Annotated in this window: 14 protein-coding genes; 4 read left to right on the forward strand and 10 right to left on the reverse strand. The window is 47.1% G+C overall.

Annotation, left to right across the window (positions count from 1 at the left end; genetic code table 11):
- Positions 1-265: 265 nt before the first annotated feature.
- Positions 266-490: a hypothetical protein gene (locus M3650_RS21170; RefSeq protein WP_251577536.1), complete on the forward strand. Its 225-nt coding sequence runs from the start codon at positions 266-268 to the stop codon at positions 488-490.
- Between the two features lie 175 nt (positions 491-665).
- Here M3650_RS21170 and M3650_RS21175 read toward each other — a convergent pair whose 3' ends face one another.
- Positions 666-2,381, reverse strand: coding sequence for a methyl-accepting chemotaxis protein (locus tag M3650_RS21175; RefSeq protein ID WP_251577538.1), 1,716 nt, complete (start codon positions 2,379-2,381; stop codon positions 666-668).
- A gap of 388 nt (positions 2,382-2,769) precedes the next feature.
- On the opposite strand from M3650_RS21175, the gene M3650_RS21180 reads away from it, so the two are divergent.
- Both M3650_RS21180 and M3650_RS21185 read left to right on the forward strand, forming a co-directional pair.
- A complete protein-coding gene (locus M3650_RS21180; protein ID WP_251577540.1) occupies positions 2,770-3,702 on the forward strand; it encodes a hypothetical protein in 933 nt (310 codons plus the stop codon).
- Positions 3,703-3,990: 288 nt separating this feature from the next.
- Positions 3,991-5,565, forward strand: a complete 1,575-nt coding sequence (locus M3650_RS21185) for a M3 family metallopeptidase (protein ID WP_251577542.1) — start codon at positions 3,991-3,993, stop codon at positions 5,563-5,565.
- Between the two features lie 62 nt (positions 5,566-5,627).
- Here the strand turns inward: M3650_RS21185 and M3650_RS21190 are convergent, their stop codons facing one another.
- The 4 genes from M3650_RS21190 to M3650_RS21205 all read right to left on the reverse strand — a co-directional run bounded on the left by M3650_RS21190 (position 5,628) and on the right by M3650_RS21205 (position 10,128).
- On the reverse strand, positions 5,628-7,097 hold the full coding sequence (locus M3650_RS21190; RefSeq protein ID WP_251577544.1) for a DUF4179 domain-containing protein: 1,470 nt from the start codon (positions 7,095-7,097) through the stop codon (positions 5,628-5,630).
- A gap of 210 nt (positions 7,098-7,307) precedes the next feature.
- The gene (locus M3650_RS21195; RefSeq protein ID WP_251577547.1) at positions 7,308-7,727 is read right to left on the reverse strand and encodes a sigma-70 family RNA polymerase sigma factor; all 420 of its coding nucleotides are present in this window, start codon (positions 7,725-7,727) and stop codon (positions 7,308-7,310) included.
- Between the two features lie 52 nt (positions 7,728-7,779).
- Positions 7,780-8,082: a hypothetical protein gene (locus M3650_RS21200; RefSeq protein ID WP_251577549.1), complete on the reverse strand. Its 303-nt coding sequence runs from the start codon at positions 8,080-8,082 to the stop codon at positions 7,780-7,782.
- 417 nt (positions 8,083-8,499) lie between these two features.
- Positions 8,500-10,128 carry a M28 family peptidase gene (locus tag M3650_RS21205; RefSeq protein WP_251577551.1) on the reverse strand — a complete coding sequence of 543 codons (1,629 nt, stop codon included), beginning with the start codon at positions 10,126-10,128 and terminating at the stop codon, positions 8,500-8,502.
- 340 nt (positions 10,129-10,468) lie between these two features.
- On the opposite strand from M3650_RS21205, the gene M3650_RS21210 reads away from it, so the two are divergent.
- Positions 10,469-11,335 carry a YitT family protein gene (locus M3650_RS21210; protein ID WP_251577553.1) on the forward strand — a complete coding sequence of 289 codons (867 nt, stop codon included), beginning with the start codon at positions 10,469-10,471 and terminating at the stop codon, positions 11,333-11,335.
- A 47-nt stretch (positions 11,336-11,382) separates the two neighbouring features.
- Here M3650_RS21210 and M3650_RS21215 read toward each other — a convergent pair whose 3' ends face one another.
- The 5 genes from M3650_RS21215 to M3650_RS21235 all read right to left on the reverse strand — a co-directional run bounded on the left by M3650_RS21215 (position 11,383) and on the right by M3650_RS21235 (position 16,806).
- Positions 11,383-12,624, reverse strand: coding sequence for an MFS transporter (locus M3650_RS21215; protein ID WP_251577555.1), 1,242 nt, complete (start codon positions 12,622-12,624; stop codon positions 11,383-11,385).
- A 316-nt stretch (positions 12,625-12,940) separates the two neighbouring features.
- Positions 12,941-14,566, reverse strand: coding sequence for a DUF4179 domain-containing protein (locus M3650_RS21220; RefSeq protein WP_251577557.1), 1,626 nt, complete (start codon positions 14,564-14,566; stop codon positions 12,941-12,943).
- The gene (locus M3650_RS21225) at positions 14,563-15,114 is read right to left on the reverse strand and encodes an RNA polymerase sigma factor (RefSeq protein WP_251577559.1); all 552 of its coding nucleotides are present in this window, start codon (positions 15,112-15,114) and stop codon (positions 14,563-14,565) included. The genes M3650_RS21220 and M3650_RS21225 overlap by 4 nt, the downstream gene beginning before the upstream one ends.
- Before the next feature lie 612 nt (positions 15,115-15,726).
- On the reverse strand, positions 15,727-16,149 hold the full coding sequence (locus tag M3650_RS21230) for a hypothetical protein (protein WP_019423221.1): 423 nt from the start codon (positions 16,147-16,149) through the stop codon (positions 15,727-15,729).
- Between the two features lie 114 nt (positions 16,150-16,263).
- Positions 16,264-16,806, reverse strand: coding sequence for an SMI1/KNR4 family protein (locus tag M3650_RS21235; RefSeq protein ID WP_233696622.1), 543 nt, complete (start codon positions 16,804-16,806; stop codon positions 16,264-16,266).
- Positions 16,807-16,851: the final 45 nt, after the last annotated feature.

Raw genomic sequence — 16,851 nt, forward strand, 5'->3', positions numbered from 1 at the left:
AATGTGAGTAACTCATGATTGATTCCTCCGTGTAATGGTTGTTGTGGTGACTCCATTTTACACGAATCAATCATGAGCCATTTTTTTATTTAATGGTAACTGTCGCACTTCATTTTACAATCCGTCATAAGATAACAATCCCCTCCCAATACGATTTTTAACACATCCTTAATTTACCATGATATAAAAACAAATTCAATATATTTCAATATATAAGGAGGTTTTCCAAATTAAAAAGATATTAGTTGTTTTAATTGTATTGTTGTTGGTAGCTTTTGTAGGTTGTCAAAGTACAGAAACAGCAGAAGTAGTTAAGATAATTGAAATAAATGAAAATAATATAGTGGTTGAAAATTTAAGTAATCGAATCACCACAATTACAGTGCCTAAGATAATTACAAATTTAATCAAAGTAGACAAAGAATATTTTGTAAAATATAAACACAGAAGATGGGGGGATCCCAAGATCGTTTCAATAGAGCCGAGGTAGCAAGCATTCTACTTCAAATTTGGCATTGGTTTTATACTGTCATAGTTACAACGTCCAAACAGATGCGTAAATGCTACCGGAGGCAACATAATTGCAAATATAAAAACCGGCCGGCTGTCTTTGTTAACAGCCGGCCGGTTCTCTACTCGGACCGAAAATGAATTCTTATGTTCAATTATAGTTTAAAGCGATTGACTATCACTTGCAATTCCTCTGCCAATGCCTTCAATTGGTCGATGGACGCGGTAATCGTCTCGATTGAAGCAAACTGTTCTTCCGATGCGGCCACCACCGTTTGTACCGTACGTGACGTCTCAGCAGCGATCTTTGCCATTTCATCCACAGAAGCCGAGACTTCTTCGGTACCCGCTGACATTTCTTCCGTAGCCGCAGATGACTCCTGCACTTGTCCAGTAACTTGCTGCACGAGCGCCATAATATGCTCAAACATTTGGCCTGCTTTTTCCACGACCTCCATACCGGATGCCACATCTTGACGGACATATGCCATGGAACTGACCGTTTCTTGCGTGCTTTGCTGTATTTCTCCGATTAATTCGGCGATTTTTTGGGCAGAATCACCAGATTGTTCGGCTAATTTGCGAACCTCTCCGGCGACTACGGCAAACCCTCTGCCGCTTTCCCCTGCTCTTGCCGCTTCAATCGAAGCATTCAACGCGAGCAGATTCGTCTGCCCGGCAATATTTGTAATTACATCGATTATTTTCTCGATTTGCAAGGAGCGTTCATTCAATTGTTCAACGGCCGTCTCGGTCGTCTTCACCGATTGACTAATCGATTTCATCTGTGCCATAGCGTCTACCAAGGTTGCGTTGCCTTGCTCGGCTTGAACAGCGGAATGACTAGACAATTCCGCAACGCTTGACGTATTATCAACGATCGATTGAATGCCTCGCGCAAACTCTTCGAGAGCGATCGCGTTTTCCTCCGATGCACTCTGCTGCAGCTTCGATCCAGACGCTACTTGCTCCATGGACGCGGCAATTTGTTCAGTCGCTTGCGTCGTTTCATTCGCGTTGTCGGCTACCAGACGCGAATTGTAAAGCAGCACTTCCGCTCGTTCGTGCACCGTTCTCATAATCGATGACAACCCATCCATCATCTTGTTGAAGTCTTTCATCAGCACCCCTATTTCGTCTTTCGATTCATAGGTGCCGCGAGCGGTAAGATCGCCCTGCTCCGCTCTTTCCATCAGACCTTGCATTTGTCTAAGCGGCTTCACGATGATGTTGATGATAAAGTAACCAACGATGACGCAGAGAAGGAGTGATACGACACCTATAATAACGCTGGTTGTCGTTGAAGCATGCGTTAATTGTGTTGCTTCCTTCGCTTGCTGTTCCGCCAGATCTTCGTTCCATTTAACTAGCTCGGTCAACACATTTTGCACTTTAAGGCGAACACCTCGCACATTTCCGACATAGTAGTCATACGCTTCTGCGTTCTTGTTCGCAAGCCCCAATTGAATCGACTGAACATAACTGTCGCGGTACGGTTTCAACAATTTTTCGTACTCCGTAATCAGCTTCTGTTCCTGTTCCGTCTGCAAAACAGACTTATAGTTCTTCAGCATAGTATCATTTTCGTTTTTAAACCCTTCGATTGTCGTTTGCAGTAGACTGTTTCTGCTGTCATCGCTGCTCGCCATCAACTCGAAAAGCGCGGCGTCAACGGAACGATTGTTGACCATAATTTGCTTTAGCCACATAATCGACTTCAGATTGTGTCCGTAAATGGTGTCGTTCTTGTGGTTAATTTCATTCATCGATTGGTACGAAGTAAATGTGCTCAGCACTAATAAAGCAATGCCGACCCCAACAAGTATAAAGATTTTAATAGAAGTATTTAAGTCTCTAAATCTAAACTTCATGGTTTGCTCTCCTCTCTATAGTAGCTTAATAATTATCGACAAAATCAGACATGTTTTTTATAGCTTAATGCAGTTAAATAGTGACTATTTATAAAATTTTCTGAAAACTATTGCAATATTTCATTATTAATGGACTACATTGTTTCCTGTCGATGCTCGGAGCCAATATCCGAAAATTTTCTTAACGCTTTTTGTCAGACATTAGTTTCATCTGGCGTCAATAATAGTAAAGGCTGAACACCTGCATACTTTCTCAGCTTTGAAATAATACAGACGAAGGGAGAGTGGAAATAGAAGAAAGGAGCATCACTGATGTCACCTGTTATTGCCGATAACTGAAGATTTGTAAAAGTGGATATTCATTAAATAGTTCGAGAGGGTTGATTATATGACGATATATCAAGGAAATGGTGCTTATTGTTATGCAAACTCAGCTTCAATGCTGCTGTCAACGATAGGAGAAAATATCTCCCCCCCATTGATTGAAGTTCTTACCGGTTTTGCATTGGGGGCTTCCCTTTCACAAAATAACATGATCTTTTTCGATAATGGCGCCAGCAGCCCGGATCAAGGCATTAATCGCGCATTTGAGATATTAGGCTTTCATGTTATTGAAAAGGTGTGCGGGGAAAAGGAACAAATTCCATTGGAGGAATTAAGGAAAGATCTCTCCAAATCACCCGTCATGTTGGGACCTTTTGATATGGGCTATTTGACTTATATGCCGAATCATCAATATCTCGGTGGATGCGATCATTATGTTCTTGCATTAAATATGAATGAAAATGAGGTATTACTGCATGATCCAGCGGGTTATCCTTTTGTGTGGTTACCGTTTGAACAGTTGGAATTAGCATGGAAAGCTGAAAAAATCACATGCAGTCAGGGGTCTTATCGTTGTTGGGTGTCGCCGAAACGAATATCGAATCCATCATTAGATGACATTTACGATAAAGCAATCCAATTATTCAGATCGAGCTACGACGATCAACACAAATTTGCCCTGCAGGAAAATCATTTAACGGGCAAGAACGCAATTCGCTTCAAGGCTGAACAAATCAGAAATGAACGTTTTGTCGATGGAGAAATCGGACATTTCATTCATTTTGCTTTTCCGCTCGGAGCGCGGCGGGCGCTAGATTTTTCACTGTTTTTTAGCGGCCGTCATGAAGAACTGAAAATATTAAAGGAACAACAAGCTCGATTGTTTGGCACATGCCAAACGTTAGCCATGTCAAAAAAGTGGACTGAAGTTGCTGAAACGCTTGAGTTGCTTGCAGATGTAGAAGGAAAAATCGAATCTACCATTTTAACTATGTAACAGCACGAATGTTATATGTTTGAGGGTAGTATCAACTTTGCTGATACTACCCCATCGTATAGTTCATCTATAAACTCCCTACTACAGTCTCTTGACCAAAATTCTCTGTTGCGAAATACAAAATCAACCGAATGGTTGATTCCGTTGGGACGCTACCTTCGTAACCGACTAGTAGCCATTGGTATTTATCATGAAGCTTCTACATGATTATTTCCTATGTTTTTGTTATGGTATATATAGGAATGTTCTATTAGACGAAGCAAATCCATTTCGCAAGGAGACAACATCATGGATGTGGCAGCCTTTTTGCAAGAGCAGAACGAAAATATGAAAAAGTTATCTGGAGAGATAGCTCACGCAGGATGGATGTCAACCTCTACCGGAGAACACGAATGGAGCGATTGGCTTGAAGCGGCACAGCTTGCATGGAAACGCTATCTTTCCAATCCGGATCAGTTTGGATACGTGAAGAAATATAAAGGAGATAAACGGTTGGACCCGCTCCAGCAGCGCCAGTTAACTGATTTGCATAATATGATGGCGAGCTATCAATTGGACCCGGAGCTGGCGGCGCGTTCGACGCGAATGACCAAGGGGCTTGTGGAAATATTCAATACGTTCCGTCCAACCATGGACGGCACAGCGGCAACGAATAACGACATCCGGACAATCTTGGAGACGAGCGGCGATCAGGAGGAGCGCAAGCGGGCCTGGTTGGCCAGCAAGCAGATCGGAAAACAGGTCGAGACTGGCGTGCTGCAATTAATACAACAGCGCAATGAAGAGGCGCGTACGCTAGGTTACGATAATTATTATCACATGAGCTATGAATTGCAGGAGTTGGATTTGGACGATACGTTCGCCATCTTTCATGACTTGCTCGCCCGAAGCGAAGAGCCCTATCGGCTCGTCAAGAAGGAGATTGACGAAGACATCGCCCGTCAGTTCGGTATCGGCACGGAGCATATCCAGCCTTGGCATTATACGGACTCTTTCTTCCAGACCGCTCCTCAGGCCGGGGAGTGGAATTTGAACGACTATTTGCAAGGCCAGAGCATGGAACGAATAACCGAAGAAACATTCCGCAGCATGGGACTCGATATCAGTGACGTCATGAGCAGCAGCGATTTATATCCGCGCGAGAACAAATATCCTTACGGTTATTGTACGGATATGGGACGAGAAGGCAAGCCGCGCGTAATGATGAGCATCGATGTGAATGAGTTCTGGATGAGCGTTATGCTGCATGAGTTCGGGCATGCGGCTTATGAGAAATATATCGACTCGGCGCTCCCGTTTCTTCTCCGCCGGCCTGCCCATACGTTGACGACGGAAGCCATTGCAATGCTGTTCGGGAGAATGACAATGCATCCGGAATGGATCGAGCGCTTCGTGCAGCCCGGCAGTGCTGCGCTTAGCCCGCATCTATCCTCGTTGCAGGAGACGATGCGCCGCCAGATGCTGGTGAGCATGCGCTGGTACTTAACCTTTACGATATTTGAACGCGAGTTGTATGAGCAACCGCTACAGCACGTCAACGAACGCTGGTGGCAGCTGGCAGGACATATTCAGCATTTAAATGCGCCTGAGCATACTTGCTATCCGGATTGGGCTGCGAAAATGCATTTCGCGCTTGCGCCCTTCAGCTATCAAAATTATATTTTGGGAGAATTAACGGCCTCCCAACTGCAGCATTATATCAAAACCAACATCTCGCAAAACATGTTTACACAGCAAGCCGGCGATTATTTGAAGGAACGTTTTTTCGCGAGCGGCGCGACATGGAAATGGGATGAAAAGCTCATGAAAGCTACAGGCGAAACTCTGCAGCCGCACTACTTCGTCGAACAATTCATCGGCTAAGCAAAAGAGAGACCTGACTGCCATGTGCAGTTTGGTCTCTCTCTATTCGTTTACTACTTTGCTTATTCAACGGCTCCGTTCTCCGTCAATATCTCCAAATCATAGAATTTGAAGTGACGGTTCATGGAAGCTTTTATCGCCGGGCCGTCTTCCACCGTAAAGGTGTAATAACTGGTTCCCTTCTCCCGCTCCACTTCGTAACCGTTCAGATCAATGTCGAACAGCTTCTGCACGTATGGAGCGGCAACCTCAAGAACCTGATCGTCGGTGAATTTACGGAAGATGTCTTCCGTAGCATCCGTACCTGCTTCCAAATCTTCCGAAGTATACACGGAAATAAGCCGCTCCGTTTGGAATCCAACTTCAATCCTCAAATCATTCTTTTGGTCCTCGAAGACATATATATTTATAGGTTGCCCATATCGAGAATACAGGTGATGTGAAGCTTTGACGAGCGGCACATGCTTGCCCTTCAGATCCCGGACAGCTTGCTCCGCTACCGCCAACGCTTGGGCATCCACTTGATCCATTGGCACAGTGACAAACATGCTCTCAATCCGATTATCTTCCAATGTCATGGTCATGTCGCCTTCCAGCGACGTGTGGATGATCCGTTCATTCGCGGACTTGGTCCGGGTGAGCTTCTTCACTTCCGCTGCCAGTTGACTGCCGTTCATGCGGGTTGCCGTTTCTATAATATGTTCCAAGTCAGAAGGAAGCTCGCTGTAGGACATGGACACATGCACATTGGCTGTCCCTTTATTCAGATCTAGAGCTATCCGGCTCTTGTGGTCCTTGCTGTATACGGTGACGTTATAATAAGCAGCTCCCTTGTATTCTTCAACACCGTACAATTCGATGTCATGCCCGGCTGCTTCTCTCATCTCACGCCGCGCTTGTTCGACGACTGAAACGTCCAATTCGGCCACTGTCTTCGCATATTTCGGTTCCAGCAACGTCCCTTCCTGTCCATCACCCGCTCCAGTCGGCGGTATTGTGAACTCTATCTTCTGATTGATCGTGACCGGCTCCATAAAACGCCGAATCGAGATCTCGTACTCCTCCAGTTTAGGTGCAATAATTGCAATATCATAAACAGGCTTCTTGTCGTTCGCATTCCATCGGGCGTAATTATCGACTATCATTCCGAACTCCGGACTCCACGTCAGACCGCCAACATCTTTCGTCATGCGGCCGTTCCGCTGTGCTTCGGCAATATCCTCTCCCTTAATGGTAATGTCCACGTGCAGACGATCGTCTTCCAAAAACAGATTGTCCACGCTGACTTCGCGGTTTCCCCACTTTGTTTTGTAGGACGGAGTCGAAATATACCCGTGCTCCTTGGCATTCCGTATTCCGATGTATTCTCCGGCACTCTCCAGCCACTTTATAGCTGCTTCCATCCCCGGAATCTGTTTCGCATACACGGCGAAGGATGGAACGAACATGACCGAGCCGGAAAATAGCAAAATGCCGGCGGCGGCCGTTCCCAAGCTGCGGCGCATGACCTTGCTCTTGCGGCGGCGGCGCACGGTGGAATCAATCCGCTTCGCGATGCGTTGAACAAGCCTTCCGGCACAGGAACTTCAGGCAACTTTTCGAACAAGCGCTCGATTTCGTCATCTTGATAATCCATCATACTCTCGCCTCCTTCGGTTCCGCATACATCTGCTGCTTGAATAGCTTGATTGTGCTATATATTTTCGTCTTGACCGTCCCGACAGGCAGCTCGGTCATCTCCGCTATTTCTTCGAGCGTGTAGACTGGATATATTTCAATTGGTTGAGCATGCGCGTCATCGGCGGCAGTTCGTCGATGAGCGCATTCAGATCCAGCATCTCGTCCGTCAGCGGCTGCTTCGCGATTCCCATAATGTCTTCATCTTCCGTATAGACGATCGATTTCATTTTGCGGATATGGGTTTTGCACTGATTGATGACGATTCGTGTAAACCAAGTATTGAATTTATCGGGGTCCTTCAATTTTTTTTTGTTGATAAGCGCCTTTTCTACGGCATCGCACACTGCGTCCATGCTGGCGGCTTCGTCATGCAAATAGCTGTATGCGATACGGTACGATCGTTCCTGGATGTGCTGCACCGCCAGCGCGAAGCTGTCCGTGTCCCCCTGCTGCGCCCGAACGATCAGCGTCTTCTGATTCATGTCGTCTCCTCCTTTTAGTCATCCCTTAGATACACGGAGGATTGAAAAAGTTTTATAGGATTAAGAAATATTTTCGAAATCGATAGACGGTCAGTTCATGCCGCCCTTGGCAGGCGTAATTCTCATCATGCTTGCTTTTTTGTTCATATTGATCTCGGCTTCCACTGTCGGAGCACCCTGCTTGGTAAAGAGGATTGAACAAATTGGCATCCAGATCGGCAATCGTCTTCTCCTTCTGCTCCTTCGTTTCTTTGCTCGCTGGCGCCGCCACCGCCACCGTCCATACCGGTTCCATCGACGCAAGCATCATACTGGATACAGCCAACGCCGCAATCATCTTTTTGTACAATTTCATGTATTGTTCCTCCTGTATCTAAATTGGCTTTCGCCTCTTAGATGCAAGAGGATCGGATTTAGTTCTCATTCACCAAAGAACCATAGAAATATTCTGAAAATCCTGTCCAGATAGTTCACATCTGTTTGTTCCGCTAAGGGATGGTTCATCAAAACATCCTTTTCCTCACTCTTCCGCTGCCTCAGAAAAACAAGACTGTAGTCATACGGGTTTTCATCTCACGGCTGAATCTCTGCTTTTCCTCAAATCATATGCGATCTGAGGTATTGGGAGAGTGAACAAAAGGGGAAATCAAACAGGGTGAGTGTGTGCAAAAAGCAGTTTTGATATGACCCCCCAGGAACAGTTCATCAAAAGAAGCCCACGAACAATATCATGGGCTTCTTCTTTGCCGAATTATTCGCGGTGTCATTCTCATCAACCAGATATTATTGAATAGTCGACACGATGCTCTGGTGGCCTAGCAGATATGAATCTCAACATCATTGGGTGCAGGAGCGCAAAGAGAATCGAACATAACGCCGCACATACGATATTACTGGAAAGCGGCATCGCCGTAAACAGGAGATGAAACAGACTCGTAAACAGCGTAATCGGCAATATAGCGCATAAAATAATGGACCACGCCCGATTCAATATGCCCGCCGGATGCTTCCGTCTCATTGCGCATCCGACAACGATAGCATGAACACAGAGCGGCAAGGCGAACAAATAGCTTGCTCCCGGAAGGAACCAGGTTGTGCCGACGAGCAGCAGGATAAAGAACAGCATGCCTGACAGAACCATTTCCATCTCGTTCACTCTACGCTTAAAAAATCGTGTAACTATAAGGTGCACGAATAAGGCCAGCAGCACTATCCCGATATTATAGAACGTTGGATTGACTGCTGGCGCAGGGCTTCTCTGCTCCGGTTTCAATATTCCTAATACATCAATGACCTTATAATAAATATAGGCTGCAGCCAGCGACAATAGGATGCCCGCCACTATGGCCAGCAGACCATATGCGACCCCTTTGAGCGAGACCGTCTCTTTACGGATATAGAAAATGAGCGAAAATACCCACATCGCGCATAGTAGCAGCGTCAATGGCAGCACCATTGACTGTGGATAATGAATCAGTATACCGAACCAATTGAAATAGACCCGATTAGCGGAAGCCACATCACTCAAATCCACATTTCCAAAATGCTTGGCGGCAGCCAGCGCATTATCCCCGTGGTGCTGCAGCGTGGCTAGAGATACATATTCAGGCGTATCCAGCGGGCTATGATACTTATCCCACCCATCCGCATGGGCGAAGTTCAATCCAGGGATGCCTGCCTTCAGCGACACCGTCAAATCAGTGTCATTCGGCATCGTCTTATAAATCTCCCCGACCAGCGAATTGCTGACCGGTGCAGGAGCGAATGAGGCAAACTCGGAAATGAGCGTACCGTTGTCGTTGCTCGTCTGGAACATGATAGCCGGTCCTTTCGAGCCTCGCGCTTCGAAGTTGGCCACGAGTCCGATAGTTTCACGGTAATTCCCCTCATTCCAGAACGCTGTCGCACCAAGCAATCCCGGCTCCTCGCCATCCGTCAACACGAACCACACATCGTTGGCAAGCTGCGGCCCTGCCTGCAGGGCACGTGCCGTTTCCAGCAAAGCGGCGACGCCGACAGCGTCATCGTTCGCTCCCGGACCAAAGGGAGTCGAGTCATAGTGCGCGGTCAGCATAAGCACTTTACCTTCCTGTGAACCTTTCAGGACGCCTATGATGTTGTGCAAATCGAATAATTCCGTAATGTCATTCCGTTTTATGGTCCATGGATAAGAATCAACCTTCGGCTCCAGTCCAAGCTCTTCCATCTGTTGCAGCAAATATTGCCTCACTTTCTCATTTTCCGCTGAACCGACGGGGTGAGGGTGCTGTGCGATCACTTCAACATGCTTGAATGCTCTCTCCGCTGAAAATTCATGTCCCTCGGCATCTGCCCCTTTCGTTGCCGGCGGGCTCTCCCACCATAGAGTGAGCGAAATGAGCAGCAGGATGATAATCGCCAACGCGAAGGAACTCCAACCCCTTGATCCTATTTTTTTCGTAGTTCGAACCGAATGAACCAAGACATAACCTCCCTCTTTTTAAACAAGCACCCTATCCATACTTGGCTTCCAATCTGGAAAAGGTTCAGTCTGCGCTTAATATATTACGCGACCATGTTGCGTATCCTATGAACAACGTTCAGAATCAGCCACAGCAATGCGTTGACAAAACACTAGCAGCACGATTGCACCGTTCATAATGAAAAGACTGTTTGTACTGTAAATAGGGAAATGCTATTATAGAACTACTTTTTGCGAAAAGTGAGCTTCATACATACTAATAAAGAAAGGATTTTATCGTATGGCCAGAACGCATAAGAAGTTAACTATCCTAGATTTCTTGAAGAGGTTTATTTTTATTACTGCAGGCGCTGTATTAATGGGGGTCGCGCTTGAATTATTCCTCGTGCCGAACAATGTTATCGACGGCGGAATTACAGGTGTTTCCATCGTCATCTCCAAAGTGACAAATCTGCCCCTTGGGCTATTCATTTTTATCATCAATCTCCCGTTCCTAATCATCGGATACAAGCAGATCGGCAAGACCTTTGCCTTTTCCACCTTGTACGGTATCGTGGTCATGTCGGGAACGACCTTGTGGCTGCATCATGCCGATGCATTTACGAATGAGAAAATATTGGCAGTCCTGTTCGGCGGCTTGATCCTAGGTCTTGGTGTCGGTCTCGTGCTTCGCTTCGGCGGTTCACTTGACGGAACTGAAATTGTGGCCATTCTCTTCTCGAAGAAAACCCGTGTGCCTGTCGGGCAAATTATTTTGTTCATCAACGTATTTATCTTCATCGTCGCAGGATTCGTGTTCGGTTGGGATTCGGCGATGTATTCCATATTCACGTTCTACATTGCCTCCAAAGTCATGGACGTTGTCGTTGAGGGCTTGAATGAATCCAAATCGGTTACGATTATATCTTCCGAGTACGAAGAAGTATCGCAAGCGATTCTGGATCGTCTGGGACGCAGCACGACGTTCCTCTACGGCAGAGGCGGCTACAGCAAGGAGGATACGCAGATTATATACTGCGTCGTCACGCGTCTGGAGTTGGCTAAGCTGAAAGCGATTGTGCAAGAGATCGATGAGAAGGCGTTCATCGCGATTGAGAGTGTATCCGACGTGCTCGGCGGCAACTTCCAAAAGAACAGCATTCATTAATGAAAGAAAAGGCAGGCGCCCGTGACGAGCGCCTGCCTTTTTAATGTTTACCGCTTGCGCAGCACCCGGGCGAACACGGCCAGAATCGGCGACAGCAGCACAGCCGCAACCGCGAGCGAAGCCCGGACGGAGATGCGGTTCCCCACCCAACCGACCAACGGACCGCCTGCCGCTTGGCCGAGCGCGTCCGACTGACTAATCATCGACAAGACGGTGGCGCGGGACTTGTTCTCAATGTTCATGTTCAGCCAAGTATTATATATCGGTTCTTTGAGCGTGCGAATCACACCGATCGCAAGCAGCGATCCGAGCGCCCAGGCGAAGCTCGGCGAGAAGGCGAACGACAGGATGGCGGCGATATGTGCCGCAGTGAGCACGAACATGCCATAGAAGACCGATTGCTCGTTGCTCATATCCAGCCGCTTCTCCGTGACACGCACGGCCAACATTCCGATGATCGTTGTCAGGACGGAGATGAGGCCGAACCACATCGCCATGGAAGACAGCACGCCTTGCGGGAATCCGATATCGGTAATGAGATGCGCCTCCCACAGCCGGTCGTAACCTTCGGACGCCGCGCCGCTGAACAGCGTGACGGCAACGATCATCAGCAGCACCGGATGACGGCGCACGACCTTCGCGCCCGCCACCCAAGTCGTCTTCATCTCATGCCAGTGCGTGGAATGAGCGGTACGCTCCGGACGGACAAACTTCGTCTCCTTCATGAATAACATCAAAAAGACGCCAAGTCCTAAATAGAACAGACCCGCGGCCACAAACGGGAGATTGGGCGCCACCGTAGACAGCCCGACACTCAGTGCGATACCAAGCAAGGCCGCGATCAACGATACCCGCTTCGCCCGCATGAACAAATGCCCGACGTTCTCCTCACCGACTTCATCGACGATCCAGGCCATATCAGCCCCGCTGATGAAGGTCCAGCCGAAGCCGCTTACAAATTCCGCAACCAAAATCCACATAAACACCGAAATGAACGGGGTCAGCGCGCCGATCCATTGCACACTGCCTTCCAACACAAATCCGGCGCCAAGCACGAACATCCCGATGATGACCGATAACCGACGGCTGTACGTATCGGCGACGACGCCGGTGACGCCTTCGAAGATGAGTGCGGTACACTCCATTACCGTTCCCATCATGACAAGCTGGAACGGGTTCAGCCCAAGCTCCGCGATTAAATAAATCCCATAGGTCGTAGACATCGTAGAGGTGGCAAGGGCCGTCATAGACATCATAATCATATACACTTGTGACGCGCGTAAGTTCATCTCAATCAGTTCCGCCTTTCCGGCAGACGGCACGTCACATGAGGCATACGCAGCTTCCTTAATACCTGCATGCGCGTATACGCGCGTGCCGTTCTACCGCTCGTTTTTTTCTATTCTCCGTTCGTTGATTTGCGATTACGTTGTAGCTTTGCCGCATAATCTGAACACCTCCAAAATTAAGTAATTCCATTATAACTACGCACCCATCCATAAAGATACAGTGAATCTTGTCCGCACCTGAATGATAACACCAAAAACACCGGCAGTGCCGTACTGCCGGTGCGTCACTCACAGTATGTTATATCGGTGCAAAATATTACTTTCCCTCTTCCTGTTTCATTCCAGACGAAGGCGGAACTTCAATAGGGAACGACCACGCGTCGTCCTCGTAGTAATACCGTGTCGTAATGACAGGAGCGAGAAGCTGCAACTCCTCGTTCTCCCACTTCTCTTCATAGCCTTTTATTCTTAGCTCATACTTCAGTGGAATCTTGCCCGTATTTCTTACCGTTTCTCTAATTTCGTACTCGTTGGTCTTCGTCCCGACGGAAATAAAGTTCGCTTTCAATTCCGATCCTTGCGCGAGAACCCAATGGGCAACGCGATAGAGCGGTGCCGGCATTACTCCTTCGATAACCATGACGGCGTTGGTTTGGCTTGGATTGCGCAGATCCGGTTCCAGCTTGAACGAGCTCAACATGAATTCCGTTCCGCCCGCTTTCAGCTTGACAGGCCCCTTGCGTACGTCGGCCGGACGGAACGTCAACGACAGATCCGACAGCTCGTTATGCTCCTCGTAATCAAGGCGGAACGTCAGCTTTTGACCTAGCGGCCAACGGCCGAGCTGCGCGCTTGACGTGCTTGTATCGTTGACGACCGCGCCCGACTCGTCCACAAGCTGCCACATGAAGGTGCGTTGGTTCAATTCGTACATGTTGCGCTCATCCTTCTGCAGCTCGTTCCAAAACCGCGGCTTCACCCGATATTTTCGCTGTTCCGCTTCCTCTGTCAATTGGTGGGACAGCCCTAGTTGCGTCTTCGTCGGCGTCAAGACCAGATTGCGCACATTGATGCTCAAGCCTTGCGGAGTCGTATAGGAACGATCGATTGGAATTCGGATTGTCGCTTCCGTGCTTTTCGCGAACGAGAACGGAACGCTTACTTGCCAATGCCCTTCTACCTTCGGGTTCGGCTCCTTATCCAGACCTTCGATAAAGGGAACCCCTTCTCGCCTTCCGCCCACTTCACGGATATCCATATGAAGGGTCAGTTGTTTATGTTCTAGCCCGTACGGCAGCTTAAAATTGATATACGAAATGGTCGTATCCGACGTGCCGCCACCGATCGAGTCAACTTCATATTCATTACCGTCTTCATCCGTCACGTATAGCCTGTTGCGTTTGCCATCTATCTGGAGCATAGGTTCGTACACCTTGCCGTCTCTAATAATTTGATAGGCAACGTATACGCGCGGCGAATCGGGAAGAATTTCGTGAATGGACAACGTGATTCGTTGATCGGTGTCGCTGCCCTCCACCCGTTCCGAGAACCCCATTTCTGCCGCATGATCCACATTTACATAATATCCATACCCGAACAGCGACTTCAACATTTCCGCGAATGTCGGCGAAGCCGCCGCGCCAACAGTGACGGTGAATGCTATGCCGGCCGCAATCAGCCCGACGCGCTTATGACTCCTTCTCCGGCGTTGTGACTCATCTTCCAAGGAGAGAATTTCTTGCATGACGTTATCCGTGAACCCTTCGGATACCGCGGCTTCCGGCATGTCTTGCCCGATGTCCCACTCATTCGCCTCATCATCCGACTCCAACAACGCGGCGCATGACAAGCATGAATCGGCGTGCTGCTCCACAGCGGCCAGCTCCCTCTTCGTAAGCGGGCGTTCCTCATCCATCAGCCGATGAAAGTCCGTGCAATTCAAGCGAATCCCCCCTCTTGAACGAGCATGTCTCTCATTTTCTTTTTCGCCCGGTGCAGATGAACCTGTACCGTCGTCACCGGAACGCTCAACGCGTCGGCGATTTCCTTGTAGCTCATGTCCATATTGTAACGCATGAATAGCACGGTCCGATATGGAGCCGTCAAGCGATTCATCGCCTCATTCACTTGCTGTCTCTTCTCTTCCTGCAGCACTATATCCTCCGGCGTCGGCTCTACGGCTACGAGCGTCTCCTGAAGCTCCGTCCACTGCCTGTTCTTCTGTGTGCGCCATTGCGACACGCTCAGATTAACGGCAATCCGGTAGAGCCAAGCCGAGAATGAGCGCTCCGGATCATACTTCTTCAGGTGCTTATAGGCGTTGACGAACGCAGTCTGTGCGATGTCTTCCGCATCGGCCTGCGAATTGCCCATGCTGACGAGCAGCACGCATAGCCTTCCTTTATATTTGTTTACAAGGTGGGCGTAACTGTACGTATGACCGGCCAATACTTGAGACACCCACTCCTGATCTTCGTTCACCACTCGCATCCTCCATCTCTGTCTATAGTGCGAATTAATGTTATAATCTATCATTGCTGATTCAGTCCGTCTCTATCTATTTTCTCATTCAATCATCTGACATCCGATTCATCCATTCATCCCCGATCCTTCTGCTGCATATTGAAGTTCCACTACTTATACGAAAGGGCGGTCGATTATCTTACATCATATACGAAAAAATATTTCAAAAAAAAGAAATGCCAGCGAGTCAAATGACATCACCAGCATCTAATAGAGACGATTCAACCTCAGGTTCCGCGCAATCTGCATATTGACATTGACATGGGAGAAATACGTCCTATCTCTTGCCATATTATGATGAATCAGGCGCGTGCGACAAACCAATGCGTAACATGACTCGCTCCGGAAGTATAAGCCTGCTGTGCTTCCTCAAATGTGACTGCACATCTCCTCTAAACCTACGTGGTCAATGAATGAGTTACAGCCGTTAGAGGATAACTCCTTTTTCAGCTCGACAGATATAATCGCATAAAAAAACCGTGCGATTAAGCACGGTTGAGACCATTTGCATAAAAGAGCTATTATAATAAACGGGATCGCTGTTTTCAGAACTCATAAAGCACCCTTGGTGCTAAACTATTACTTCGTAATGTATACTTTCTGATTATTCGTATTATAGTACCATACACTCAGTTTATAATCACGGTCGTTGGAGTTTTTATCGAATTTTTTAGTGGATATTCTGAAATAATAGTTTTTTCCGGCGATAAAATTGGAATAGATACCTATATCCCCTTGGTCGAGCGTTTTTTTACTAGAACTACCCTCGTATAATTGAACTTTATATACAGAAGTTGAAGGGCCATGTAATTGGAAATACAGGGTTTTTCCGATAATTTCATAAGGGTTAAAGTTCAGTTTGTCATAATCGCCGCTCGATGTTAGTACTCCAAAAAAATTACCATCTTTGAGGTCGAAATTGAATTCTTTAGCAAAAACACTTGTTCCTAAGGAGAAAAATACAGCAAAAACCATCAGTAATACAAATAGCTTTTTTCTCATTTCTGCGTTCCTCCTAAACAATTAGTGAATACACACCAAGGGCACTTTATAAGTTCTATAAGCGAACCCTGAAAAATAACACAGATGATAACTCTCATATACAGTTAAATTGGTTTATATATCTATGTACTTGCTCTCGTTCCATAGCCAGAAACGTTCTCCTTGAGCAACAATTAATCGATCAAGCCAAGTAGTAAAATCAATTTCCATTGAGATGATATTGCCTACTGAAACGTTAATCATACAGCGGTTCTCGCCATCCTTAACTTTTTTGCTATCAATAAAAAAATATTCCCCATATCCGCTATATTCCCCAATCATCACCCATTCGGGCGGATATGTTCTCAAATATCCGTCTCCTTTGGCATAATCTTCGTAGTATTCATTTATTTCATTTACACTGTAAAGTTCTACTCTGCTTTCATCCATTTTATTGCAAAATAAAGAAGCTCCATCTGAAACTAACAAAAACTCTATAAAATCTCTAGGAAGCCTCCACCCGCTATTCTCTTGCAAAGTATTGATTTTATCTTTATTAGCAGGCTGCCTCCAGGAGAAATAGGTCATATATAATTCTCCGCCCGCATGCTGCACTTTTAGAGTGCTGTTTTCACATAGTCTGTCTTTTAATGATCCACAAATACTTCCAATCGACATATAATCCTCCAAATGTTGTGATGATAGGGCGTGATTTTAGTGTTT

This window comes from Paenibacillus sp. MER TA 81-3, from assembly GCF_023713585.1.
Classification (GTDB): domain Bacteria; phylum Bacillota; class Bacilli; order Paenibacillales; family Paenibacillaceae; genus Paenibacillus_B; species Paenibacillus_B profundus.